This is a genomic window from Arcobacter suis CECT 7833, from assembly GCF_003544815.1.
Classification (GTDB): Bacteria; Campylobacterota; Campylobacteria; order Campylobacterales; family Arcobacteraceae; genus Aliarcobacter; species Aliarcobacter suis.
Map to the genome: position 1 here is coordinate 817,919 of NZ_CP032100.1, position 25,136 is coordinate 843,054.

24 protein-coding genes are annotated in these 25,136 nt (G+C 26.0%); 13 read left to right on the forward strand and 11 right to left on the reverse strand.

The annotated features are described in order from the left end of the window. Positions 1-71: 71 nt before the first annotated feature. From ASUIS_RS04150 to ASUIS_RS04180, 7 genes are read left to right on the forward strand one after another with little or no spacing between them, the layout of a single operon-like run. Positions 72-1,022, forward strand: a complete 951-nt coding sequence (locus ASUIS_RS04150; protein WP_118885817.1) for a hypothetical protein — start codon at positions 72-74, stop codon at positions 1,020-1,022. 9 nt (positions 1,023-1,031) lie between these two features. Beyond that, positions 1,032-2,162, forward strand: coding sequence for a hypothetical protein (locus ASUIS_RS04155; RefSeq protein ID WP_118885818.1), 1,131 nt, complete (start codon positions 1,032-1,034; stop codon positions 2,160-2,162). 3 nt (positions 2,163-2,165) lie between these two features. Further along, positions 2,166-2,894 (forward strand): hypothetical protein, encoded by a 729-nt coding sequence (locus ASUIS_RS04160; protein WP_118885819.1) that lies wholly within the window; start codon positions 2,166-2,168, stop codon positions 2,892-2,894. A gap of 7 nt (positions 2,895-2,901) precedes the next feature. Continuing rightward, positions 2,902-5,352: a TolC family protein gene (locus ASUIS_RS04165; protein ID WP_118885820.1), complete on the forward strand. Its 2,451-nt coding sequence runs from the start codon at positions 2,902-2,904 to the stop codon at positions 5,350-5,352. Continuing rightward, positions 5,352-7,529: an EAL domain-containing protein gene (locus ASUIS_RS04170; protein WP_118885821.1), complete on the forward strand. Its 2,178-nt coding sequence runs from the start codon at positions 5,352-5,354 to the stop codon at positions 7,527-7,529. The genes ASUIS_RS04165 and ASUIS_RS04170 overlap by 1 nt, the downstream gene beginning before the upstream one ends. Before the next feature lie 8 nt (positions 7,530-7,537). Beyond that, positions 7,538-8,485, forward strand: a complete 948-nt coding sequence (locus tag ASUIS_RS04175; protein WP_118885822.1) for a hypothetical protein — start codon at positions 7,538-7,540, stop codon at positions 8,483-8,485. Positions 8,486-8,500: 15 nt separating this feature from the next. Continuing rightward, entirely contained in the window at positions 8,501-9,433 is a 933-nt protein-coding gene (locus ASUIS_RS04180; RefSeq protein WP_118885823.1) for a tetratricopeptide repeat protein, read from the forward strand. 45 nt (positions 9,434-9,478) lie between these two features. Here the strand turns inward: ASUIS_RS04180 and kcuS are convergent, their stop codons facing one another. Both kcuS and ASUIS_RS04190 read right to left on the reverse strand, forming a co-directional pair. Then, positions 9,479-9,676 carry a KCU-star family selenoprotein gene (gene kcuS / locus ASUIS_RS04185; protein WP_118885824.1) on the reverse strand — a complete coding sequence of 66 codons (198 nt, stop codon included), beginning with the start codon at positions 9,674-9,676 and terminating at the stop codon, positions 9,479-9,481. Between the two features lies 1 nt (position 9,677). Next, positions 9,678-11,777 (reverse strand): carbon starvation CstA family protein, encoded by a 2,100-nt coding sequence (locus ASUIS_RS04190; protein WP_118885825.1) that lies wholly within the window; start codon positions 11,775-11,777, stop codon positions 9,678-9,680. A gap of 229 nt (positions 11,778-12,006) precedes the next feature. Here ASUIS_RS04190 and ychF point away from each other — a divergent pair, with 229 nt between their 5' ends. Further along, a complete protein-coding gene (gene ychF / locus ASUIS_RS04195; protein ID WP_118885826.1) occupies positions 12,007-13,110 on the forward strand; it encodes a redox-regulated ATPase YchF in 1,104 nt (367 codons plus the stop codon). A gap of 65 nt (positions 13,111-13,175) precedes the next feature. Next, complete coding sequence (locus tag ASUIS_RS04200; protein ID WP_118885827.1) at positions 13,176-14,000, forward strand: HDOD domain-containing protein; 825 nt, start codon at positions 13,176-13,178, stop codon at positions 13,998-14,000. 2 nt (positions 14,001-14,002) lie between these two features. Here the strand turns inward: ASUIS_RS04200 and recO are convergent, their stop codons facing one another. Both recO and ASUIS_RS04210 read right to left on the reverse strand, forming a co-directional pair. Beyond that, the gene (gene recO / locus ASUIS_RS04205) at positions 14,003-14,617 is read right to left on the reverse strand and encodes a recombination protein RecO (RefSeq protein ID WP_118885828.1); all 615 of its coding nucleotides are present in this window, start codon (positions 14,615-14,617) and stop codon (positions 14,003-14,005) included. Between the two features lie 9 nt (positions 14,618-14,626). Continuing rightward, positions 14,627-14,893 (reverse strand): hypothetical protein, encoded by a 267-nt coding sequence (locus ASUIS_RS04210; protein WP_118885829.1) that lies wholly within the window; start codon positions 14,891-14,893, stop codon positions 14,627-14,629. Positions 14,894-15,010: 117 nt separating this feature from the next. Between ASUIS_RS04210 and ppnP the strand changes: the two genes are divergently transcribed. Further along, positions 15,011-15,328: a pyrimidine/purine nucleoside phosphorylase gene (gene ppnP, locus ASUIS_RS04215; RefSeq protein WP_118885830.1), complete on the forward strand. Its 318-nt coding sequence runs from the start codon at positions 15,011-15,013 to the stop codon at positions 15,326-15,328. Positions 15,329-15,382: 54 nt separating this feature from the next. Here the strand turns inward: ppnP and ASUIS_RS04220 are convergent, their stop codons facing one another. Further along, positions 15,383-16,477 carry a nitrous oxide reductase accessory protein NosL gene (locus tag ASUIS_RS04220; protein WP_118885831.1) on the reverse strand — a complete coding sequence of 365 codons (1,095 nt, stop codon included), beginning with the start codon at positions 16,475-16,477 and terminating at the stop codon, positions 15,383-15,385. A gap of 219 nt (positions 16,478-16,696) precedes the next feature. Here ASUIS_RS04220 and ASUIS_RS04225 point away from each other — a divergent pair, with 219 nt between their 5' ends. Together ASUIS_RS04225 and ASUIS_RS04230 are read left to right on the forward strand one after the other, a co-directional pair. Next, positions 16,697-19,135, forward strand: coding sequence for a cache domain-containing protein (locus tag ASUIS_RS04225; RefSeq protein ID WP_118885832.1), 2,439 nt, complete (start codon positions 16,697-16,699; stop codon positions 19,133-19,135). A 6-nt stretch (positions 19,136-19,141) separates the two neighbouring features. After that, positions 19,142-19,375, forward strand: a complete 234-nt coding sequence (locus ASUIS_RS04230; protein WP_118885833.1) for a hypothetical protein — start codon at positions 19,142-19,144, stop codon at positions 19,373-19,375. 30 nt (positions 19,376-19,405) lie between these two features. Here the strand turns inward: ASUIS_RS04230 and ASUIS_RS04235 are convergent, their stop codons facing one another. The 6 genes from ASUIS_RS04235 to ASUIS_RS04255 all read right to left on the reverse strand — a co-directional run bounded on the left by ASUIS_RS04235 (position 19,406) and on the right by ASUIS_RS04255 (position 24,464). After that, positions 19,406-20,554, reverse strand: coding sequence for an iron-containing alcohol dehydrogenase (locus ASUIS_RS04235; RefSeq protein ID WP_118885834.1), 1,149 nt, complete (start codon positions 20,552-20,554; stop codon positions 19,406-19,408). 17 nt (positions 20,555-20,571) lie between these two features. Then, a complete protein-coding gene (locus ASUIS_RS04240) occupies positions 20,572-21,756 on the reverse strand; it encodes an MFS transporter (RefSeq protein ID WP_118885835.1) in 1,185 nt (394 codons plus the stop codon). Between the two features lie 80 nt (positions 21,757-21,836). Then, a complete protein-coding gene (locus ASUIS_RS04245; protein WP_192894442.1) occupies positions 21,837-22,223 on the reverse strand; it encodes a cyclophilin-like fold protein in 387 nt (128 codons plus the stop codon). Between the two features lie 81 nt (positions 22,224-22,304). Next, positions 22,305-22,847, reverse strand: coding sequence for a zinc-binding dehydrogenase (locus ASUIS_RS13775; RefSeq protein WP_226799983.1), 543 nt, complete (start codon positions 22,845-22,847; stop codon positions 22,305-22,307). Between the two features lie 198 nt (positions 22,848-23,045). Continuing rightward, on the reverse strand, positions 23,046-23,453 hold the full coding sequence (locus ASUIS_RS13780) for an alcohol dehydrogenase catalytic domain-containing protein (RefSeq protein WP_226799985.1): 408 nt from the start codon (positions 23,451-23,453) through the stop codon (positions 23,046-23,048). Positions 23,454-23,552: 99 nt separating this feature from the next. Continuing rightward, positions 23,553-24,464, reverse strand: coding sequence for an AraC family transcriptional regulator (locus tag ASUIS_RS04255; protein ID WP_118885837.1), 912 nt, complete (start codon positions 24,462-24,464; stop codon positions 23,553-23,555). Positions 24,465-24,682: 218 nt separating this feature from the next. Here ASUIS_RS04255 and ASUIS_RS04260 point away from each other — a divergent pair, with 218 nt between their 5' ends. Continuing rightward, positions 24,683-25,135 carry a (2Fe-2S)-binding protein gene (locus tag ASUIS_RS04260; protein WP_118885838.1) on the forward strand — a complete coding sequence of 151 codons (453 nt, stop codon included), beginning with the start codon at positions 24,683-24,685 and terminating at the stop codon, positions 25,133-25,135. Position 25,136: the final 1 nt, after the last annotated feature.

The following is a 25,136-nucleotide window of genomic DNA, read 5'->3' on the forward strand; positions in this document are numbered from 1 at the left end:
ATAAAATTATTTTAATAATGAAATAAGAGAAAATAAAATATAATGAAAGTTATTACTACAAAAGGATTGATGTGTTTAGTTTTATAAAAGCTATCCAAAACTTACTTAGCGAATTAAAAAAGAGAAAAGGATTGTGGTTTACAATCTTAAGTGTTTTGTCTATATTTGGAATCTCCCTTTCTATGTATTTACTCACAACAATGACAGCTAAAATCGCTGAAGAAGTTTATGCTAATATGTCAATAAATTATAAAAGTAATTTAGAATATAAGTTTGAGGATAAACAAAAAGAGTTTAGAAAAATTGTTTTAGGATTAAAAGCAAATGATTATTTTAAAAATAATTTAAGTAACAAACAAGTTATAGATTCAATTATTGATGTTTATAATAAAAGTCTAATAGAATCAGGTTTTGATACTATTTCTATGACTTTTTATCCAACAGTTTATCAAACAAGTCAACATCGTACTATTATAAATAGTGTAATAAATAGAAAAATTACATCATTTGGTATTGAAGTTTTACCAGATGGTCCAAACATAGTTTATATTGAACCTATTATGTCAGGAGAAAATGTATTAGGTGTTCTTGAAGTAAAAGAGAGTTTAGTAAATTTAAAAAAAGATTTAGAAAGAGATAAACACAGTATATTTTTAGTATTAATACAAGAAAAAATGATGTCTCAGTTAGCAATTGATGCTAAAAATGGTAGATATCGTCCTGTTGTAGATGATTTAAGAGTAGAAGAACAAAAATATGATGGCTCATTTTTCGCAAATATTATAGAAGAGGGAATAGAAGGCTTTAAAGAGCTAAAAGCTAAAGGTTATGTTGTTAATAAAGAGTATTTCAAAACATATAATGAAATGGTAGATGTAAATGGTGTTACTATTGGATATATCTTACTTGGAGAGAAAGTTAAAGGTAATGATGGTTTTGTAAATATTGTTGATAATATGACTAAATCAGTTACGATGATAGCATTAGGTTTAGTAATATCAATATTATTATTTATGTTTTAAAGGGCAATAATGAGAAGAGTTAAAATATTAAAAATCTTTTTTATTGTATTACTATTTATAACATTTATTTTATATGCAAATTTTTCTTTAATAAAAACATTTTTTCTTGCAACATTAACATTTAATGTTCCTATTATTACTATTTTTGTTCTTGCTTTAATGGTAATTTATCAATCAGCAATAAAATTAACAATGTTAGCTGGTACTTTTGGAATTTTGGCATATAAATCAGGAAAAAGTTTAGAATTCTATTTAGAAGGAATTAGTAAAATTATGCCAGCAAGTATTGCTCATATGTTTCAAAGAAGAGCAAAAAAAGGTGTAATACATTTTTCTGAACAAGAAGCAAAAGATGTAACGGAATGGTTAGAAAATCAATTCTTTAAAGAAAAAGGATATACAGCTTTTTTCGTGGGAACTTCATTAACACTTGGATTACTTGGAACTTTTGCTGGATTATTAGTTTCAATTGATGAAATGGGAAAAATTATTTTGTCTTTTGGTGGAGATAATATAGATATGGGTGAGATAATGACAGGATTCTCTGGTCCTTTAAGTGGTATGGCCATTGGATTTGCTTCTTCTTTATTTGGTGTTGCTTCTGCAATTATATTGAATCTTATGCAATATATTTTAACAAAAAGTCAAGCAGCTTTTTTAGAAGATGTACAAGATTGGATAAAAGGAAGAATTGTTGAAACACAAGCAATAGACACTATTGAAGAAATGGGTGATATTAAAGGCTTTAATAAAAGTGGTGCAAATAATATGCAAGCTGCTGGATTTATAGATATTTTTGTGGATACAATAAGTGATTTTACTGACCGAATGGAACATTCAAATCAAGTATCTCAAGATATGTTTATGAAAATTGCTAATAAATTAGAACAAACAGTAAGTAAAGCAGACAATGAGTCAATTTTATTAAAAAACTTAATTGAAGTAATGAAAGAATCTAATGTTAATCAATATTCTAGTTCAAAACTTATTGAAGAATCTTTGCAAGAAATTTCAACAGTAATTTTATCAGAGCATAAAACTATTAAGAAAAGTTTACTATTACAAGAAGAAAATAATAAATTACTTATTCAGTTAGTTAAAAGTTTAGAAAAAGAAAATAATTTAGAAAGTAAGAGATAATATATGGCTTGTAAGTTTGAAGAAGAATTTAATCCTTGGCCATCATTCGTGGATATTTTCTCTTCGGTTATTTTAGTATTATTATTGTTTTTATTAGTTGTTCTTGCAAATTTAGGATATTATGCACAATTTAAATATAAAGTATCATTTACAGGTTCAGTTTCGTCTAGTGAATTAATTTCAAATACAACTAATCCACCTGCTGTAAGTACAACTAATCCAAATTCAGACCTTAATATACAAATTATAAATGAACAAAAGCAGATGATTTTAGCTCTTCAACATCAAATTGCATCCCAAGATACTTCAATCAAATCGGCTAAAGGAACGGATGAAATAGAATCTTCTGGTATAAATGTCGCAGATAAAAAAGAGGATTCAACAAAAATACAAAAAATCCTTTCTACGGATGAATATTTAGTAATAACATATAAAGCAGATGAGTTTTTTGTTGATGATGTTGCTTCTAAACAAATAAAAGATTTTTTAAACAAAGCAAAAAATAAATATTCTAATCATCAAGTTAATATTTATTCATCAGATATAAAAGATCAATTAAGTGCAACTATTTCTAAACAAATTTCATTAGCAAGAACAATGAGTGTTAGAAATTTAATAAGAAAATTTGGTTATGAAAAGAAAGATATAAAAATTGATTTAACAAGTAATCCCGAATTAAAAGAATCTGTAGATGCCACAAATGGCTATTTAGTAATTAAAATAGTAAAGTAGAAAATAAATGAAAAAACAATTGATATTTTTGATATTTTTAAGTGTTATTTTAAATGCTAATGAAGAAAAAATAATTGATGAAAATCCAAGTATTTCAGTATATCTTGATGAAAATCCAAGTAACTCTAAAATAGAAAAAATGAATGACAGTTTTGGTAGGTATGAGAGAGATTTTAATGTAGATATGACTAAATATAAAAAAGTATCATTAATGGATGTTGTTCTTGAAACAGTATCAAATAGTGATTTATTAAAAGCAGCAAGAGAACAAGTAATTCAAAGCGAAATTAAGTTAAAAGATTCTGTTGCTGGATATTATCCAACTTTGAATTTTGAAGCTGAAAATGGAAGAACACAAGCAACTAACGTAGATAGTGGAACAAAAGATACAAAATTCTTTAGATATTATAATGATAGAAATTATAAATTTATTTTAAGTCAAAATATTTATTCTGGTGGAGAAACTTCTAATACAATTAAAAGTTTAGAAAAAAAATTAAATGTAGAAAAAAATCAATATCAAATTGTTTTACAAGAACAAATTACAAAAGCAATAAAAGCATATTTTGATGTAGTATTTTCATATAGAACGGTTTTAGCTAGTGAAAGTAATATGGAGAATTTAAATAGGATTTTAGAAATTGTAACAATAAAATATGATAATGGTGCAGCAACAATTGGCGATTTAACAGCAATAAAAGCAAATGTTTCAAATGCACAAACACAACTTACTAAAGTAAAATCTAAACTTACTGAATCAATTCGGTATTATGAATATATTGTAGGTCAGAATTATATTCAAACCCTTCCTTATGAGAAAAATTTTAATATTAATGTTTCAACTTTTGATTTATTATATGAAAGAGGGATCAAAAGAAATAGTATGATTTTAAATTATTATGAATCTCTTGAAGCCGAAAAATTTAATTTAAAATCAAAAAGATCAAGCTTTGCTCCTAAACTAGATTTTGAAGTTTCATTGGATAATGTAATGGATAAAGAAGATTACGAAGAAAGAGAACAAGAATTTAATGCACTTTTTAGACTAACTTTTAATTTATATAATGGTGGAAAAGATGAAAATAAAATTTTAAGTGCTTTTAGTGTTATTAGAGAACTAAATTTTAAATTAGATGAAGAAAAGAAAAAATTAAAATGGAATATTTCTAAATTATTCACATCAATACAATCTACAAATGAATCTTTAAAAAGTAATATTTCTGAAGTTATTTCACTGAGAAAAATGGTTGATGCTTATTGGGAAGAGTTCAATTTAGGACAACAAGATTTACAATCTTTATTGCAAGGACATAAACAACTAAATTCAGCAGAAATTGAGTTGATAAAATATGAAAATAGTAATATTACTGATTTCTTTACATTATTAGGATATACAGGAGATTTATTAGCCTTTTTTGATATGGATCCTGAACATCCGAAATTTATTGATTTTACAAAAAGCAATTACACACAAGATGTATATATTGATGATAAATTTTTAACAGAAAAAGAAAAATTAGAAAGAGAAGAACAAAGAAAAAAAGAAGAAGAATTACGAAATTCATTTGCAAATAAAGCTATTAAAGATGAGAATATAAATGATTTTACAAAAAGATTTTTAATAACAGATGACAATTTTTATACTATTGAAATAGGAACATTTAATAATCAAAAAGATGCAATAGATTTTATAAAAAATAAAGAATTAGATAAAAATTCTTTTTCTTATGATTCTATAGAAAATTCAAAAGTTAGTTCTAAAATTGCACATGGAGTTTTTGAAAATATTGAAATGGCAAAAGCTGAAATAGATAAGTTATCAAAAAATAACAGCCAAAAAACTCTTGTTATAAAAAAAGTGAAAGATATTAAAAAATCATATAATGATTATATGGTTGGATTAAAAGTACAAACACCTGCTCCTGAGATTAAAGTTGTTGAAAAAATTAATACTATTGAAAAAATCAAACAAGAGAAAAAAATAGAAGAGTTCCAATTTAATGAAACAATAAAAAATACTTTTATAAATTCAAATCCAGAAGCTTATACTATTAATGTAACATCATTTAATAATAAAAAAGAACTAGAAAAAATTCTAACTGAAAATCCAAATTTATATGAAAATTCTTTTTCATATAATTATTCAAATGGTACAAACTTAATTAGATGGAATTATGGAATTTATAATACATACGAAGAAGCACAAAAAGCAATTGAAGAATTGAATAAAATAGGTGCTCCTTATTATCCTGTTATTCAGAAAGTTTCAAAAGAGCAAGAATTGTATAATTTAAATATAACACAAAATACAAATGAACCAAAAAAAGAACCAGAATTTGAATACATAAATGAAACTTCTAAAATGGAATATAAAGAGCCTACACAAGAAGAAACAGAAAAAAAAATAGACTCAAATTCTGTAAAAGAAAAATTTCTACTTTTGGAAAAAGTTAAATAATGCTAAAAAAAATTAAATTTAGAATAATAAAAAATATCACGATATTAATATTAATATTTGTTGGTTTTTTATTTTTATTCTTTTGGACATTTTTTTTAGATTTTAAAGAAAAAGCTTTTATAAATGCCAAAAATAATATTGAATTAAATGTTGATAAATATACTGATAAACTCGAAAGTAAAATTATTTTATTTGATAAAATATCTGTAAATCAATATATTAAAGATATTAAAAATACTAATTTTATAAGTAATGTAAAAATTAAATACAATAAAATTTTGTTTAATAAAGAAGCTTTGATTTTCCAAACTGATGGTTTTAATGATACTTCATGGAACCTATCAGATGTAACAACAGATATAAGATTTGGAGAAATTCAAAAAATACAAGGAACATCTTTTTTTGAATTTATACCAGCAAATGATTTTAATTCAAATGAAAATTTAATAATCAAATTTCAATTATTCAAAAATAATGAGATTAAAAATTTTATAGTTTCACTTAATTCAAATTTAGTAGATAATAAAGATATTGAAGAAAAACATGAACCATTCTATAGTATTTATGAATACTTCTATAATTTAAAATTAGATAATGTAATAACAAAAGAGCTAACAATTGCTTATATAAACTATGCAACAATAGAATATACTATTGATGATTATAATTTAAAAAAAGAGATTTATGATTTTTCAAATAAATTATTTATGTTTATAATAATCTTGTTTTTTCTAATAGTAATATTAATAGTTTATTATAATAAGTATATAGAAAATAAATATATAACTGAACCAATTAATTATCTTGAAAATCTTGTTTTGGATATGTTAAATAACAAATTCTCAAATATAGACAATAAAATTCTTAATGAAAATCATGAGTATAAAAATTTGTTAGCAAATATATCAAAATTATCAAACAGAGTAGCATCTTTAGTAAATGAATTAAATATTAATAGAGAATCTATGGAAAGAAATTTATTAACTGATAATTTAACAGGATTATATGATAAAAAGATGTTTGATATTGATATGAAAAGTATTTTTGTATCATCTTTTGAAGGTTATATCTTTTTATTAAAAATTGCTAAACTGAATCAAATAGAGAGTTTAAATGGCACAGTAAAAACTGATGATTTTATTTTGTCTTATGTAAATATTATAAATAATATTATTTATTCATACCAAAATGACAAAATGTCTTTTTATAGATTTCATGGAGCAGAATTTATAATTTTAGCAAAAGATATGAATTATTTAGAAGCAGTTGATTTTTCAAATAGAGTGATTAATGGATTGCTTACTGAAATATCGAGAAATTATAAATTACCTGATAATATATTCCATATTGGTGGAACTCCAATTGATAAATATGGAACAATAGATTCAATTTTAAATTTAGTAAATGGGGCATATAAAGAAGCTGTTTTAAGAGATGAAAATGGTTATGAAATTATTGAAAAAAATAAAATTTCTGAAGAAGTAGAAAAAACAGAAAAAAAAGTTAAATATATAATTGAAAATAATTATTTTGATATATCGTTTGCTTTTGATAGTTATTCATTTGAAGATGAATTATTAATGAGAGAATTAAAACCAATACTAAAAGATGAAGATGGTAATATTTTGCCAATAGGTTCATTTATTGCAATTAGCGAGAAGCTAAATTTAAATAAGAATTTTGACGAACAAGTAATCTTAAAAGCTTTTGAATATATTGAGAATAATAAAATCGAGTATAAAATTGCAATAAATTTATCAATCAAAACAATATCAGATGATGAATTTATAGAATTTTTAAATAGATTAGTAGATGAAAATAAAAATGTTGTAAAAAATATTTTATTTAGTATTACATCTTATACTGCTTCTGTTTACAAAAAACAATTTGTTGAATTTGTTAAACAGTTAAACAAATTAAATTTTGAAATATTAATTAAAAGATTTAAAACAAAAGAATATCCACTCGAAGAATTATCAGAAATAAATATTAATTATATAAAAATAGATAAAGACTTAACACAAAATATTCATAATGATTTAATAAAAAAACATAGAATTAAAAATATTATTGTTTATGCTGAAGTAAATGAGATAAAAATTATAGTTGAAAATGTAGAATCAGATCAAGATTATAAATTTTTAAGTAGATTAGATTTGTATGCAGTTAATAGATAAGGTTATTTATGAATAAAATTATAGTTGTATTGGTAATGATAATATTTGCAGGATGTTCTCAAAAACAAGATATTTTAATTACAAAAAAGGTTTATCCTGATATTTCTAAAAATGCTGTTTTTGATGCTGCAAAAACTCTTTTTACTCTTTCAAATAAAGAAAATGGAAATAAATCTTTTATAGTAGATGCATATAGAGATAAACTAGAAGTAAATAAAATAATGTTTGAAGATAATATAATCAAAGTAGATATTGTTTTAGATAAATGGATATTAGAATTATATCAAGTAGAAAAAGAAACGAGAGCTAATTTAATTATTATTCGAAGAGATGGCTTAAACAAAGATGATATTGAATATATAGATGAAAATGCACATAAGCTTTTTTGGGATAGATTAGATTATTTATTAGGTTTAAAAAAAGAGTGGAAAATGTGTAATAGATATTTTTCATTTAATTTATTAAATGGTTTTTGTGATAACTATTTTATTACATTTAGTCCAGATGATAGTTATATTCAAAAAAATATTTTAATATCGCAAGAAAATATTAATAAAAACACTATTGATACTATAAAAGCAGATATTTATGAAAAGACAGATTTATCTTTGGGTTTAAGTAATAGCGATATTTTTAATCAAAGTGAGAATATAGAAGATACAAATATTTTATCTCCAGTTATTACTGATGATATTTTTAAAACAGAAGCACAAAAAAAAGAAAAAGTAAAAAAAGTGCAAAACTTAGATACAAATGAAAATATTGCTCCACAAGATTTAAAAGATGATAAATTATTGAAAGAAGATAAAGAAATTAATAAATTTAAAGAAGATTTAGAAAATATAATAAATATGAGACCTCAAAATGAGAATACTGACTCAAATAAAATTATTTTAGATAGTAATAATTTAAAAGAAAATAGTGAGTTTGATTTGAAATCAAAAGAAAAGAAATAATTTAAAAGGATTTTTATGAAACTAATTATTTATATATTTTTATTTTTTACAACTTTATATGGAGTAACTTTTGAAGAAGCTACTGATAGTTTTAATAAAAAGAATTATATTGAAGCCTATGATAAATATAGTGAGTTAGCATTAAATGATGATGCAAATGCCCAATATAATATTGCATTGATGAATTATAAAGGATTAGGTGTTACTAAGAATTATAAGTTAGCTTTTTTTTGGTATGAAAAATCTGCACAAAATGGAAATCCCGCAGCGCAAAATAATTTAGCACATATGTATCATTTAGGTGAAGAAGTTAAAAAAGATTTAGAGTTAGCTGAAAAATGGTATAAGCTTTCTGCACAGTCTGGTTATCCTTTTGCTCAACTTAATATAGCAATGTTATATGATTCAAGTACAAATGAAGAAAAAGTAAAAGAAGCATTTTTTTGGTACGAAAAAGCTTCTTTACAAGGTGTAATTATTGCACAAAATAATTTGGCAAAAATGTATTATATGGGAAGAGGAACAAAAGTTGACAAAGAAAAAGCACTTTACTGGTTTAGTAAATCAGCAGATGCTTCAAATTCTGTTGCACAAGCTAATTTAGCAATGATGTATTTAACTGCCGATGGAGTAGAAAAAGATATTCCAAAAGCAATAGAATTACTTACTAAATCAGCAGAACAAAACAACTTATCTTCAATGATTAAACTTGCTGATTTATATGGAAAAGGGAATGAAACTTCTTTGGATTATAAAAAATCATTTTATTGGTATAACAAAGCTTCTGAATTAAAAAGTACAACTGCAATTTTTCATGTAGGTTTATATTATTATAATGGATATGGAGTTGAAAAAGATATAAATAAAGGGATTACTTATATCAAAGAAGCAAAAGACAAAGGTTATCAAAGAGCTGAAAACTTTTTTAAATTAAATAATATAAAATAAGAGTATAACTGAGGTAAAACCTCAGTTATACTAAGTCAATTAGCCTTAGCAACACTTAGTAAAACCACCACTATTATATTTTCTCTCTATACACTCTTTGAAAAAATCACCACGACTTTGTACTTCTTTTTCTGGATGATTTCTTTTCATATGATCAAGATATTTATCATAGCTAGATAGCCCCACAAGGGGATGAAAAAACCTTTCGGATTTTTCATAGAAAGCTTTAATTTCTTTAAGCATATCAAACCTTTTTTAAACTATCAACATGAACATAAGGATATTCTTTTAGTGGAATTTTTAGTTTTCCAATACAAATACCAATAGTTGCAATAATAACTAATAATGTACTAATCATAAAAAATACACATAAAATTGCATTAAGAATATTTGAAAATTTAATTTGTTGAGCTAAACTTAAATCTTTATTTGCCTTATTAATTTCATCTTGTTGTGTTAGTGTTGGAATTTTTGCTTCAAGTTCAATTATTTTTTTAGATTGAATTTGTGCAACTGCCACATGACTTACAGCATTATGAACTTTATCACCTTCTTTGTATGGTAATATTTTTTGAATTCCACCATAAAGTGTTGCTGTTAATACAAACGTTGCTGGAATAACTGTAATCCAAACATATTTTGCTTTACCCATTTTAAATAAAATCGCAGTTGCTAAAAGCAATGCCATACCAGCAAGCATTTGATTACTTACACCAAATAATGGCCAAAGAGAATAAATTCCTCCTCTTGGATCGATCGTACCTTGATATAAGAAATATCCCCATCCTGCAACACTAATTGCAGTTGCAAGTATTCCTGCTGCATAGTTATTTGTATTTCCTAATGGTTTGTAAAGATTTCCTAAAATATCTTGAACCATAAATCGGCAAGCTCTTGTACCTGCATCAACAGCTGTTAAAATAAATAAAGCTTCAAATAATATAGCAAAATGATACCAAAATGCCATCATATCAATTCCACCAAAAAGTTCATGAAGAATTAATGCAACTCCAATAGCAAATGTTGGAGCTCCTCCTGTTCTTGATAGAATCGTTTCTTCACCAATATTTTTAGTAAGAGACATGATTTCTTCAGGACTTACTGTAAATCCCCAAGTTGAAATATTTTGAGCAACAGTAATTACATCTGTTCCTATTATTGCAGGAGAAGAGTTAATCGCAAAATATATTCCAGGATGTAAAATAGAAGCACAAATTAAAGCCATAATAGCAACTGCACTTTCCATTAACATAGAACCATATCCAACAGGAAGCGCATGAGTTTCATTTTCAAGCATTTTTGGAGTTGTTCCAGTTGAAATTAAAGCATGAAATCCACTAATAGCTCCACAAGCAATTGTAATAAATAGGAATGGAAATAATGCTCCTGCAAAAACAGGACCAGAACCATCAAAATATTGTGAATTCATTTTTGGCATTTGTAAATCAGGAGAAACTACAATTATCGCAATAGCCATAAGTAAAATAACACCAATTTTTAGGAATGTAGATAAATAATCTCTAGGAGCTAATAAGAACCAAACAGGTAAAATTGCAGCTATAAATCCGTAAGCCATCATAATAATAGCTAAAGTTGTAGCATCAAAAGTAAATCTAGCTGCCCAAATTGGATCAGCTGCTATTATACTTCCATAATGAATAGCTAAAATTAAAAGAACAAAACCTATAACAGAAGCTTCACCAACTTTTCCAGGTCTTAAATATCTCATATAAATTCCCATAAATATAGCAATAGGTATAGTCATAGAAATAGTAAATAAACCCCAAGGAGAGTGAGCAAGTGCTTTTACAACAACCATAGATAAAATGGCAATAATTATAAGCATAATTCCGAAAATTGCAATCATAGCAACTGAACCAGTGAAAGTTCCTAGTTCATCTTTTATTATTTCACCTAATGATCTTCCATCTCTTCTTGAAGATATAAATAAAACAACGAAGTCATGAACAGCACCTGCAAAAACCCCACCAACTAAAATCCAAAGCATAGATGGTAAATATCCCATTTGCGCAGCTAAAATAGGACCAACAAGTGGACCAGCACCTGCAATTGCAGCAAAATGATGACCAAATAAAACTGATTTATTTGTAGGAACATAGTCTCTTCCATCATCTCGAATCATCGCAGGAGTTGCTCTATTCTTATCCAATTCTAAAACTGTATAAGCAATAAACCTTCCATAAAATCTATACCCAATTGCATAAATACACACAGCCGCAACAACTAAATACATAGCTGAAACCGTTTCACCATTTTGTAAAGCTAAATATCCAAAGCAAACAGCCCCAATAATAGCAACAAAAATCCAAATAATTTTGTTCATTATATAACCTTTCAAAAAATAAAATTGAATTCTAGTATAACACAAAAATATATAAGGAAATAGTTAAAAAACTTCTCAAACGAATGTAATTTCTCAAGATTTCTTTTATAATACACATTTTATCTACTTCTTTGGCATTTTCGTTTATAATCTGTTTATAGTAAATACTCTCTTAAGTTGAGTTTTTTAAAATATTGTTGCAGATATAAATAATTACAAAAGGATTATAATGGGATTAGGTGTAGGAATAGTAGGACTTCCAAATGTGGGTAAATCAACAACTTTTAATGCTTTAACAAAGGCGCAAAATGCAGAAGCTCAAAATTATCCATTTTGTACAATTGAGCCAAATAAAGCGATAGTTCCAGTTCCTGATAAAAGATTAACTGCTTTAGCAAAAATCGTTAATCCAGATAAAATTCAACATTCAACTATCGATTTTGTTGATATTGCTGGATTAGTTCGTGGTGCTTCAAAAGGTGAAGGTTTAGGAAATCAATTTTTATCAAATATTAGAGAAGTTGAAGTGATTTTACACATGGTTAGATGTTTTGAAGATGGAAATATCGTACATGTTGAAGGTGACGTAAATCCTTTAAGAGATATTGAAATTATTGAAACAGAATTAATTTATGCAGATATTTCTCAATTAGAGAAAAAAATCGATAGATTAAAAAAACAATCAAAAGCTTCAAAAGAAGCAGCTGCATCTTTAGTTATTGCAGAAGATTTATTTAAACATTTAGAAGAACTACAACCTGTAAAAACTTACGAAAATCAAGACAATGAAGTATTTGTTGCACTTGATAAAGAGATGAGATTTTTATCAAATAAAGATGTAATTTATGGAGCAAATGTTGATGAAGATTCATTAGCAGATGGTGGAAATAAATTTGTTGATATTTTAAAAGAACACGCAGAAAGTGTTGGTGCTGATGTTATTGTTCTTTGTGCAAAAATTGAAGAAGAACTTGTAGGTCTTGAAGATGAAGAAGCAACAGAATTTTTAGCAGATTTGGGTGTTAGTGAATCAGGATTAGAGCAAATTATCCATAAAGCATTTGATAAATTAGGATTACAGTCTTATTTTACAGCTGGAAAAGTTGAAGTGCGAGCTTGGACAATTAGAAAAAATACAAAAGCACCACAAGCAGCAGCGGTTATTCATAATGATTTTGAAAAAGGATTCATTAAAGCTGAAGTTATAGCTTATGAAGATTTTATAAATCTTGGTGGTGAAGCTAAATGTAAAGAAGCTGGTAAGTTAAGACTTGAAGGTAAAGATTATGTTGTTCAAGATGGAGATATAATGCACTTTAGATTTAATGTGTAGAAATTTATTTACTATTGATACAAGTTCTGTTACAATCAAAATAATAATTAAATTAGGAGTTAAATTTGACGTCTACTAATATTTTAGAAAAGATAGAATCCCTTCCACCTCTCCCAAAAACGATAATTGAGATAGAAGAGTTTAGAAAAAAACTTAATAAAGAAGCTATAGATTTATTAGAAATAATTGAAAAAGATGCATTAATAATTTCTACTTTATTAAAAATTTCTAACTCTGCAATGTTTGGATTTAGATCAAAAGTTGAAACACCTAGTCGAGCTATTAATCTACTAGGAATAAATTTTACAATTTCTATTGCAATTGGTGGAACAGTTCAAAATCTTTTAATGACAAGTTTAGAACCTTATGCAATTACTAGTGATGATTTTATGAAAGCTTCTAATATATCTTCAACATTGGCAAGTTTGTGGTTATCAAAAATTGACATTGACTTAAAAGAAGAGATTATTCTTCCTGCATTATTACAAGAAACAGGTAAATTTATTTTATCTGATTTAATTTTGAGCGAAAAAAAATCTGATTTATTTAAAGAAAAAATAGCTTCAGGTGCTTCAATAGAAGAAGCTGAAAAAGAGTTATTAGGTATTACAACTAATCAAATTACAGCTCAAATTTTTAGACACTGGAAATTAAGTGATAATTTGATTAATATGATTGAACATGTTGATGATATATCAAATGCAAATGATAATTTTAAGAAAAAATCTCAAATTTTAGATGTGATTAAAACTGCCTGTAATATAAAAAATCCATTGAGTGAAGAAAATGTAGCAAAAGCTATAAAAAAAGCTACAATTTATGGCTTTGATATAAAAATACTTATAAAAGCTATTGAAACTTTACAAGATAGATTGTTAGACGAAAAATAGTCTCACAAACCTTGAAGTAGAATATTCCATAAATATTCTACTTCATCATCACTAAAACTAATTACTTTCTTTTTTTCAAACAAATCTTTCATTTTTGATAATTCAAAACCTCTTGAGTAAGTGCAATTTGCATGAACGGGTAAAAAACCTCTAACTAATGAAATATCTTCTGTTATAGTACTTTCACACATTAAACATTCAAAATCACTATGAAGTCTACCTTCATATTCAAGTAATGAAATATATGACTCGCAAATGGCTCTTAGGGCATTTTGTTTTATCATAATATGAACTAAATTTTCTAAAGAGTAAAAATAAAAAGCATCAATTTGCTCTATATCTTTTAAGTGAGGATAAAAAAGCTTTATATATCTTTGCCAGCAATACATTTTTTCATTGTCTAAAATCCAAGGAAATCCAAGTTGAATAACATCTTTTAATCGAGGGATTGAAGATCTTGTATTTTCTAGTTCAAAATCGATTTTATAACCTAAGTTTATATTAGAATGTCTAGCACCATAAAATCTATAGGTTGTCATAACTTCATGCTCAGTTAAAATTGATACAATTAAATCATCGTCTTTTACGGGTTTTATATCAATTATATAACCTTGCATGAAAAATTTCTATTCCTCGTCTTCTTCGTCTTTTCTCATATCATTGATTTCTTCGATGATTTCTTTACACTCTTCATCATCAATTTCACCATTTGCTAGATCAACTAACATATCTTCAAAATCTTTTTTCATTTCTTGCATTTCTTTTAATTCTTCTTTTGTGCTTTCATCTTCTTTTTTTGCAGCAATTATTTCAAATAACTCATCAATATAATCTTCAATCTCAATAAGTACATCATTTTTTATTAAATCTTCTAACTCTTTTTGGATACTCATTTTTACACCTTTTTTTTTGTTTTTTGGATTATAACAAAAAAGAACTACTCTTTTGCTTCAATATAATCATATGATTTTTGTGGTAAAATATTCTAAATAATCATGTAAGGAAAGTAAATGGCAGAGTTTAATAATGTTTCTATTGCAAAAGCAGCAAATATTCTTTTTGAAGGAAATATTACTAGTAGAACAATAGTATTTGAAGACGGTTCTAGAAAAACATTAGGAATTATGTTACCAGGAGAATATGAATTAAATACAGTTCACAAAGAAATTATTGATATTCAAAGAGGTATTTTAGAAGTTATGTTACCAGCACAAGATTGGGTAAAATATGAAGGACCAGCATCATTTGAAGTTCCTGCTAATTCAAAATTTAAATTAAGAGTACATATGTTAGTTGATTATTGCTGCTCTTTTATAAAAAACAACTAATCTTATTATTTGTCATTTATTAGCAATGCGATAAAATCGCATTGTAATAAAGTACTATTTTATCATTTCTTCTTTTATTTCGTCAAAACTTACAACTTTTTTCCCAAAATGATCAGTCATAAATTTTTTTGCTTCATCTTCATTTTTAAATGGAATTAACTCTTCTCCCATTGGACCATAAACATTTGAACCAATCACATAATAAGCTTTTTTTGCATCAGTTGATTCAAGACTATAATAATCAGTTACATTCATTTGTAATATTTGTTCATTTGAATGAGCATGATATTTTGTTGGATTAAAATAAAATTTCATCATATCTTTTACCCCATCAAAATAGTGATCATGTCCATCTTGAAGTTGAATTTGTGCAGCCCATTTTGGGAATTTTGACACAAACATTCCACATACAGGACATTTTGCATCTTTTGGGATATTTATCATTTTTGATTTATCAGCTGCATAAAGTGGATTGTATAGATATATTGAAACAGCTTGAAGCATTGAAGAATCTAAATTTTTGCAAGAATTGTTATCTATTAAATACTGTTTTGCTTCACCTATTGAATTAAACTCTTTTATTTGAGTTCCATCACACATTGATTCAAATATTTTTTTCCCTTTTATTGCAATTGGAACTCTTTTTTCATCTAAAATATCATTATCTTTAGTTAATTTATCTTTTGAGAGTTTTAAAGCTTCTTCAAAATTATAAATTTCTCCACCAAACTCTTTTTTAAATTTTTCTGCTTCAACTTTTGTTAAAAATGCATATTCACTTACTGAACTCATTGTTCCTTCTTTTGAACTTCCAACAACATAAAATGCTTTTGAAGCATCAATTAGTTTTAAAGAGTTTGTATCTACAACTTGAATATTTTTAATCTTTTGCGCATGATTTTTATGAACTTCAGCTAAACAATGAAGAGAACAATATTGTTCTTTATGACCATTTTTAAACTCTGCTGTGTGGTTGGTTTTATAATATTTTGTTAAGTGCATTCCACAAACATTACAAAACTCTTTTGAAGAATCCGTTTTTACTAAAGTTGCATCTTTAGGTTCTACTGTTTGAAACATTTCAGCCGCATTTAAATTCGAAAAAATAATTCCAAATAAAAATATGAATAATCCTAAAACTTTTTTCATAAAACTTCCTTATAGTTGATATAAAAAATTATAGTTAAAAGTAGTTAATTTTTTGTTAAGTGTTGTGTTATTTAAATTTAATATATTTTTAATATATTAAATAATAACAAAAATTAATATAGTTTTTAACATAATATATATACAATAACTTATATACAATATTAAGATAAATTATGTAGTATTTATATTGTATATTAAATATACAATTATGGGACAAGTATGAATATTGATTATGCAAAACATTCAGCCCTTTTAGTGGATAAAATACCAGATGTAAGCTATTATAAAAGAAAATTATCAGAGTTAAGCATTCAGTGGAATACCTTGAATTTACTAAATCAAGTTAATGAAGGTGGAACAAGTATAGAAAATACACAAGAAGAGTTTGCAAAATTAACAGAAGTTTTGATTAAGAATTTGACAATAGAATCTTTAAAACAGTTATCAAATGAATTAAATTCTAAATCACAAGTTGTTGTTGATATTGTAATTAGAAATCTTTTTGAAAGAACTGCTGATATTGGCTTTTTAGCAACTGATGATTCTATAAGAGAATTTATAAATAAAAGTAAAACTTTATTAAAAGATGAACTTAAATTTACTACTTTTACAGAGAAAAATAATGCTTGTATAGTTTGTCCTGAACCTTTTGTTAGTGAATGTAAAAAAGGTAATAATTCAAATGAAATGAAATTGCTAAAAAATATTCTTTGTAAAAATAATGATCCCACACAAAAAGATAAACTAAAACAAGAATTATTTGGACTAAAAAAAGAGATAAAACAGAGATTTGAAGAGTATATTTTAAAATATAGCGTTTATTATGATGTTATATTAACTGATACTTTAGGAAATGTTTTAGTAAATTTAGATGACAATAATAAAATCACTAAAACAAATGATTCTGTTGTTCAAGAAGCAATAAATAGTGAAATGGATTATGTTGAGAAATTAGGCAAAAGTGATTTAAGAGCAGATAAAGATTCTATTCTTACATACTCTTTTAGAGTTACTCAAAACAATGACAAAAACTCAGAAGTAATAGGTGTATTGATATTATGTTTTGATTTTATTGGTGAAATGCAAAGTGTATTTTCTGCTTTAAGACAAACTAATGAAAATTTAAATCTTATGTTATTAGATAAAAATGGTTATGTGATTTCAACAAGTAATAAATTTAATATGCCAATAGCTACAAAAATAGAAAAAATCTTAGATAAAGATTTTGATATTATTGATTTTTGTGGGAAAAAATATTTTGCCAAAAGTGCTAATACAAAAGGTTATGAAGGATTTTTTGGTTTAGAATGGTTGGGTCATATTATGGTTGGAATTGATGAAGCTTTTACTAAATCTCAAAGTAATATTTTAAATAAAATCGATAAAGAAATACTTGATAATGTAATGCATTCAAGTTCATTGTTTTCAAAAGAGTTACAAGAAATACCAATTATTGCAAAAAAAATACAAGATGATTTAAATCGTACAGTTTGGAATGGTAATTTAAAACAACAAACTAATATTGCAAAAAAGTTATTGCTTCAATTATCTATTATTGGAGAAGAAACAAAATCAGTTTTTAATCACTCAATTGATACTTTACATGATACGGTTTTACAAACAATACTTGATATGGTATCTTTTCAAGCATATTTAGCCATTGATATTATGGATAGAAATTTATATGAAAGAGCAAATGATTGTAGATGGTGGGCATTAACACCAAAATTTAGAGAAATACTTTCAAAAGAGTTCTGTGAAGAAAAAGATATATCAAATATTTTGGCTTATATAAATGGTTTATATACCGTATATACTAATATCATTGTATATGATAATTCTGGGAAAATCATCGCTGTTTCAAAAAAAGAGTATGGAAATCTTGTTGGAAATATATTAAATGAAGAGTGGCTAAATGAATCTTTATTGATGAAAAATAGTCAAATGTATCGTGTTTCAAAATTTGAAAAAAGCAAATTATATAACAACGAACATACTTATATTTATAGTTCATCTATTCTTTCTTCTAACAATAAAGAAGTTGTTGGTGGAATCGCAGTTGTTTTTGATTCATACCCACAATTTAAAGCAATATTAAATGATATTTTACCTTCTGATATTAATAGTTTTGCATTGTTTGTAAACAAGGATAAATCTATAATTTCATCTACTAAAGATGATTTGATTATTGGTTCATTAATTCAAATAAAAGATGAATTTTTTAATCTTAAAAATGGTGAATCACATTCAGGAATATTAGAATTAAATAATAAATATTATGCAGTAGGTTCAAGATGTTCCTTTGGTTATAGGGAATACAAAATAAATGATGGATATAAAAATGATGTAATTTCTTTGATATTTACATATTTGTGTGATAAAAAAGAGAGCAATATAAGTAATACTTTTAAAATATTTAATCAAGTAAGTTATGAAAAAGATAATACTTCTATTGTTGAATATGGAACATTTTTTATTCAAAATTATTGGTATGGAATAAATACAAAAGAGTTAGTTGGTGCTGTTGGAATTGAACAATTACAACATAATAAACAAAATGAAATTATTGCAGGTAGAACATTTTATGAAAATGAATTAGTAGAAGTTATTGATTTGCATAAATATTTAAACATAAAAAATAGTGAAAATGAGCAATAACAAATAGTGATTTTAAGACTAGATGATAAAAATAAAACCTCTTTTATAGGAATAATTGTTGATGCTTTAGGAGCAATCGTAGAAGTTCCATCTTCAAATATACAAAAAGCTGAATCTTTACATTTTAAAACTGATTATTTTGTAAAAGAGATATGTAAACCACCAAAAGAAAATAACACTCTTTTATCTATTATCGAACCAAAAGAGCTTTTGAATAAACTTTGGGAATATCATAAATAAAAAAGATAAGAAGTTAAAACCTCTTACTTTTTATTTTGCTAGATTTAAAATCTCTTCAAATACTTCTTTTGTGTAAATTTCACCAACCCCAAAATATTCAGCATTTCCAAGCCCAACTTTTATAATTTCTTCAAAATTTGATTCATTTAAACCAAATTGAGATAATTTTGTAGGAGTTCCTATTTTGTTAAACCAATTTTCTAAAGCTTGAATTCCTTCTTGTGAAGAGTATAATCCAAAAATTTCATTGGCAAATCTTTCAAATTGAATGCTATTTTTTGAATAATACCATTTCATCCAAGCAGGCATAATTACAGATAAACCAGCACCATGAGGAACATTATAAAGTGCAGATAAAATATGTTCTATCATATAATTTGGATAAGAAAAATCTTTTGTTCCAATATATGTTAAACCATTTAAAGCACAAGTTGATGCCCAAGCAAATTCAGCTCTTGCGTCATAATTATTTGGATTTTCTATTAATTTTTCAGTAGTTTCCATAACTGTTTTAATAATAGATTCAATTTGTCTATTTATAAATGTAGGTTGAACAGATGCTGTAAAATATCCTTCAATACAATGAGCAATAATATCAGCTGCTGAATAAACCAAATAATCCTTTGAAACTGTATTCATAAGTTCTGGATTAATCACTGAAACTTTTGGATAAAGATGAGCTGATTGAATAGCATATTTTTGGTTTGTTTTTTCATTTGTTACAACTGCTCCACAGTTCATTTCACTTCCTGTTGCTGCAAGTGTTAAAATATCAAAAATCGGAAGAGCATTTTGTACTGTATTTTTTCCAATAAAAAAATCCCAAACATCACCATCATATAAACTTCCAGCTGCTATTGCTTTTGAACTATCTAAAACAGAACCTCCACCAACACTTAAAATTGCATCAACTTTTTCTTTTTTTGCAACTTCAATAGCTTCATAAACCTTTGATAAAACGGGATTACTTGTGATTCCTTCAAACTCTATATATTCAATATTATTTTCTTTTAAACTTTTAATTACTACATCAAAAAGACCATCTTTTTTGATTCTATCACTTCCAAAAGTAAGTAAAACTTTTTTAATATTAAAAGGTTTTATATATTCACCTATATTTTTTTCTTTTTCTTTTCCAAACTCTATTTTTGTTGGGTTGTAAAAACTGAAATTTTCCATTTTTTTCTCCTAATTTTTTATTGTTTTTTGTATGTATGAAAAGCTGTAATACTAGCCATTAATGTTGCCATTGCTAATATTATCGCACTAAATACAAAGGTAATTTCAAATCCATATATATCAAAAAGTAATCCACCAAATGCAGCACCTAAAGTTATTGCTAATTGAATAATTGCAACCATTAATCCACCTCCAGCTTCTGCTTCATGTGGTAAAACCTTACTAAGCCAAGTCCACCAAGCAACAGGAGCTGAAGTTCCTAAAAATCCCCATAGAGCCATCAAAATAAATATGACTGTTATGGAGTGAGCAAAATAAATAAGCCCAATAACAATCAACATCATTAAAAATGGAATAATGATTAATAAACTATAAAGCCTTGTTTTTAAAACATCTCCGATTATAAAAGTTCCAATAAGCCCACCAATTCCCATAACTAATAAAATTAAAGATAACATCTCAAAATCAACTTTTGTTTGTGTCTCTAAAAAAGGACGAAGATAAGTAAAAAGAGCAAATTGTCCCATAAAAAAAAGCATTGTTGAAAGCATTCCTAAAGTTACTTTCCATTGTTTTAACAGTTTAAATACACTACTCAATTTTGGTCTATGCCCATAAGTATGTCTTGATGGAAGTGATGGCATAGATTTATATAACCAAATAAAAGCAATAATTGCAATGGGAACAATACAAAAAAATGCACCTCTCCAACCAATAATTCCTCCTAAAAAACTCCCAAGTGGTGCTGCTATCATTGTTGATAAGGCATTTCCACCATTTAAAATTGCCAATGCTTTTGGAACTAAATGTGAGGGAACTAACCGCATAATAGTTGCTGCTGACATTGACCAAAAACCACCAATACAAATTCCTAAAAGAGCTCGTCCAATCATTAAAATCATAGCATTTGGAGCATTTGCCACAATAACACCTGATATTCCCATTAAAATAGTAAAAAACAGCAATACAGTTCGTCTATTTGTATGTCCAATTATTGAAGTTAAAAAAAGACTAGTTACTAATGCAAACAGACCTGAAATTGAAATAGATTGCCCAGCATATCCCTCTGTTATAGTTAAATCTGTGGCAAGAGGTGTTAATAAACTAACAGGCATAAATTCGGATGCCACTAAAACCATGGCACATAAAGACATTGCCCAAACTGCACTCCATAAAGGAGTTGTATTTTCATTTTCTTTCATTATTGACCTTTGAAAATTTATAAATTATTTATGTAAGATTAAAATTACAAGAAGAGTTTTTCTTCTTGTATGGTTAGGAATTATTCTAAATCGAAAGTAATTTTTATATCATCACTTCCAAGTGTTTGAGCTAACATATTAGGATTATCAATTTTTCCAACTTTTGTATATTGATAGTTAGTTGAAAAAGTTTCATAAAAAAGAACTAAACTATTGTCATTCCATAACATTAAATCACCAGAATTAATCATTTTTGGGCTGAACTTATCCATAGAAAAATTTTTAGAAAAATGAAAATATTTTTCATTTTTATTCAAATCAATCATATTAAGTGATATGGGTAACATTCTTTTAAACTCTTTAGCTGTTTCATTTTCAAACAAAGTTGCAACAAATACCTTTGTTCCTATGATTAATTTTATTTTATTATTCATATTGATTTCTTTTTGTTCTATTTCATTTGCCATTACCGTTGTAAAACCTTGTATAAATAGAAACAACCCCAAAATAATTGAATATTTAATTTTCATGTTTTATTCAAAAATTCATTAAATTGTTGCTACATCAATAACATATCTGTATCGAGCTTTTTTATTTTCTACATTTTTCCAAGCTTGATTTATTTCATCTGCTTTTATGATTTGTATTTCAGGTAAAACATTGTTTTTTGCACAATAATCAATCATCTCTTGAGTTTCTTTCATTCCACCAATTAATGAAGCATTAAAATTAACTCTACTTACAGATAGTCCAAGGTTATTTAGAGTAATTTGAAAATTCTCAGGCATTCCAACTTGTGTAAAAAAACCATAAGGTTTTACAACACTTGCATATGAAGCTACATCAAATTGATAAGGAATTGTAGAAATCATATAATCCATTTGTCCTTGGTATGCTAAGAATTTTTCTTTGTTATCCACAACAATTACTTCTTTCGCTCCAAAAGCTTTAATATCTTTTACTTTATCAGCACTTGTAGTAAAGGCATAAACTTCAGCTCCTTTTGATACAGCCAATTTAACAGCCATATGTCCTAATCCTCCAATTCCAGCAACAGCAACTTTATCACCTTTATTAATTTGGGCTTTCATAATTGGTGAATAAGTTGTAATTCCTGCACATAAAAGTGGAGCTGCTTTCTCAAAACTTAAGTTATTTGGAATATGTACCGCAAAATGGTTATTTACAACAATATGAGTTGAATATCCTCCTTGAGTAATTTTTGTAGGTTCTCTTTCATCTGCATATCCATAAGTAAATTTTGTACCATCTTCATATTGTTCTTCTTCTCAAGTAGTACAACCATCAACCATACAACCAACTCCAGCTCTATCACCAATTTTGAATTTAGATACATTTTTGCCAATAGCAGTTACAACTCCTACGATTTCATGTCCTGGAACTTGAGGATATTGTTGTTTTCCCCAATGTCCTTTTTCTTGATGAATATCTGAGTGGCAAATACTTGCAAATTTGATTTCAATTAAAATATCATTATCTCCAACTGCTCTTCTTTCGAAGGTCCAAGGTTTTAATATTCCCGATTCATCAAAAGCAGCATAAGCTTTTGTTTTTATATAATTATTCATTTTTGTTTCTTCCTTTGCTAAAACTTCGCTGGATTTAAAAAGAACTAAACCTGCACCAATCATTGCTGAATTTTTTATAAACTCTCTTCTTGAATCTTTGTTTTTCATTTTTAATCCTTTAGTATTATAATGCACATAAAAAAATCTGGCTAGAATATTAATCCATACAAGATGCCTAATTCTCTAAAAAGATAAATTTATTATAAATTAGGCAATTTTTTCTTTTGAAGAAGTAACATAAGTTTTAGGAGATACTCCAAACATTCTTGTAAATTCTCGACTAAACTGTGAGGGACTTTCATAACCTACCATATATGCAGCTTGTGAAATTTCTATATTTCTCACCATTAAAAGCTGTTTTGCTTCTTCAAGTCTAAGTTTTTTTTGAAACTGAATGGGAGACATAGAAGTAACTGTTTTAAAATTTTGATATAAAGATGATTCGCTCATTTGAATTAAATCAGCTAATTCTTTGATATTGAGTTTTTCACTAAAATTGTTTTTTATTTCACTAATAGCTTTAACAACTTTATTTGATGTAGTTCCATCCATTGCAAATTTATTTAAAAAATAGCCACTTTTATCATTTACTAAAGTATATAAAATCTCTTTTATTATAAAGGGTGATAAGTAATTTATATCTTCATTTGGTTTATCTAGTAGTTTAACAAGTCTTGAAATTGGCTCATATAATCGTAAGTTTAAATCATCAAAAAAGAGACCTTTTTCAGATTTCTTTTGAAACAGAAGTTTATCTGGATTTGTATTTTTCAAAACCTCATAAATATCTTCAATTTTAAATCTTATTCTTAATGACATATAAGGCTCAATTTGTGAAGCTTGGGTTATTTTTACATTAGCAGGAACATGAGCTGATGAGAGTAAATACTCTTTGTGATTATATCCATACATTTTATCACCAAAACCTACAGCTTTACTTCCTTGTAAAATAATACATAAAGATGGTTCATACATAACACTTGTACTAAACTCAGAAGGAACACTTGAAAAATAAAAATCTAAACAAGATATAACAGATTGAACACTGCCATTTAAATCGTATTTGTTTTTAATAAAATCAATCAAATCAAATCGATATTCATCTAAATGTTTGTTCATAAAATTTCCTTGAATTAAATATTGAAGTTTATTTTATTATATAAAATAACTTAACAAAACAATATAAAGATTCTCTAATTTATTTGCCTAATTCTACAATTTATATAAAATTTCTATATTTAGAGAATTAGGCAAGTGATTTGTAAAATTGTTCTATTGGAAAAGTTTGTATTTATCTATAATTAAAATAGATAAAAATTTTATAGAAGGAAGAGAATATGAATTATGTAATTATAAATAATAAAAAATATGAATTAAAAGATATTCCACAAGATACGCCAATTTTATGGGTATTAAGAGATTATTTAAATATGACAGGAACAAAATTTGGTTGTGGAGTTGCCCAATGTGGAGCATGTACAGTTTTACTTGAAAATAAAGCAATACGAAGTTGTTCAACTCCTATTAGTGAGGCTTATGAAAAAAATATTACAACTATTGAAAATAAAGAAGACAAGGAGTTAAAAGCTTTACGAATTGTATGGCGGGAACATGATGTTGCCCAATGTGGATATTGTCAAAGTGGACAAATAATAAATGCAGCTGGACTTTTAAAATCAAATGCCCATCCTTCAAACGAAGAAATCAAAGAAGCAATGAATGGAAATATTTGTAGATGTGGAACTTATAACAAAATCTTAAAAGCTGTAACAACAGTGGCAAAAGGATAAA

Bases quoted from the DNA above. Each gene is read 5' to 3' on its own strand.
- ASUIS_RS04155 (WP_118885818.1), top strand. From the start codon at position 1,032: ATGAGAAGAGTTAAAATATTAAAAATCTTTTTTATTGTATTACTATTT.
- ASUIS_RS04160 (WP_118885819.1), top strand. From the start codon at position 2,166: ATGGCTTGTAAGTTTGAAGAAGAATTTAATCCTTGGCCATCATTCGTG.
- ASUIS_RS04165 (WP_118885820.1), top strand. From the start codon at position 2,902: ATGAAAAAACAATTGATATTTTTGATATTTTTAAGTGTTATTTTAAAT.
- ASUIS_RS04170 (WP_118885821.1), top strand. From the start codon at position 5,352: ATGCTAAAAAAAATTAAATTTAGAATAATAAAAAATATCACGATATTA.
- ASUIS_RS04175 (WP_118885822.1), top strand. From the start codon at position 7,538: ATGAATAAAATTATAGTTGTATTGGTAATGATAATATTTGCAGGATGT.
- ASUIS_RS04180 (WP_118885823.1), top strand. From the start codon at position 8,501: ATGAAACTAATTATTTATATATTTTTATTTTTTACAACTTTATATGGA.
- kcuS (WP_118885824.1), bottom strand. From the start codon at position 9,676: ATGCTTAAAGAAATTAAAGCTTTCTATGAAAAATCCGAAAGGTTTTTT.
- ASUIS_RS04190 (WP_118885825.1), bottom strand. From the start codon at position 11,777: ATGAACAAAATTATTTGGATTTTTGTTGCTATTATTGGGGCTGTTTGC.
- ychF (WP_118885826.1), top strand. From the start codon at position 12,007: ATGGGATTAGGTGTAGGAATAGTAGGACTTCCAAATGTGGGTAAATCA.
- recO (WP_118885828.1), bottom strand. From the start codon at position 14,617: ATGCAAGGTTATATAATTGATATAAAACCCGTAAAAGACGATGATTTA.
- ASUIS_RS04210 (WP_118885829.1), bottom strand. From the start codon at position 14,893: ATGAGTATCCAAAAAGAGTTAGAAGATTTAATAAAAAATGATGTACTT.
- ppnP (WP_118885830.1), top strand. From the start codon at position 15,011: ATGGCAGAGTTTAATAATGTTTCTATTGCAAAAGCAGCAAATATTCTT.
- ASUIS_RS04220 (WP_118885831.1), bottom strand. From the start codon at position 16,477: ATGAAAAAAGTTTTAGGATTATTCATATTTTTATTTGGAATTATTTTT.
- ASUIS_RS04225 (WP_118885832.1), top strand. From the start codon at position 16,697: ATGAATATTGATTATGCAAAACATTCAGCCCTTTTAGTGGATAAAATA.
- ASUIS_RS04235 (WP_118885834.1), bottom strand. From the start codon at position 20,554: ATGGAAAATTTCAGTTTTTACAACCCAACAAAAATAGAGTTTGGAAAA.
- ASUIS_RS04240 (WP_118885835.1), bottom strand. From the start codon at position 21,756: ATGAAAGAAAATGAAAATACAACTCCTTTATGGAGTGCAGTTTGGGCA.
- ASUIS_RS04245 (WP_192894442.1), bottom strand. From the start codon at position 22,223: ATGGCAAATGAAATAGAACAAAAAGAAATCAATATGAATAATAAAATA.
- ASUIS_RS13775 (WP_226799983.1), bottom strand. From the start codon at position 22,847: ATGAAAGCCCAAATTAATAAAGGTGATAAAGTTGCTGTTGCTGGAATT.
- ASUIS_RS13780 (WP_226799985.1), bottom strand. From the start codon at position 23,453: ATGAAAAACAAAGATTCAAGAAGAGAGTTTATAAAAAATTCAGCAATG.
- ASUIS_RS04255 (WP_118885837.1), bottom strand. From the start codon at position 24,464: ATGAACAAACATTTAGATGAATATCGATTTGATTTGATTGATTTTATT.
- ASUIS_RS04260 (WP_118885838.1), top strand. From the start codon at position 24,683: ATGAATTATGTAATTATAAATAATAAAAAATATGAATTAAAAGATATT.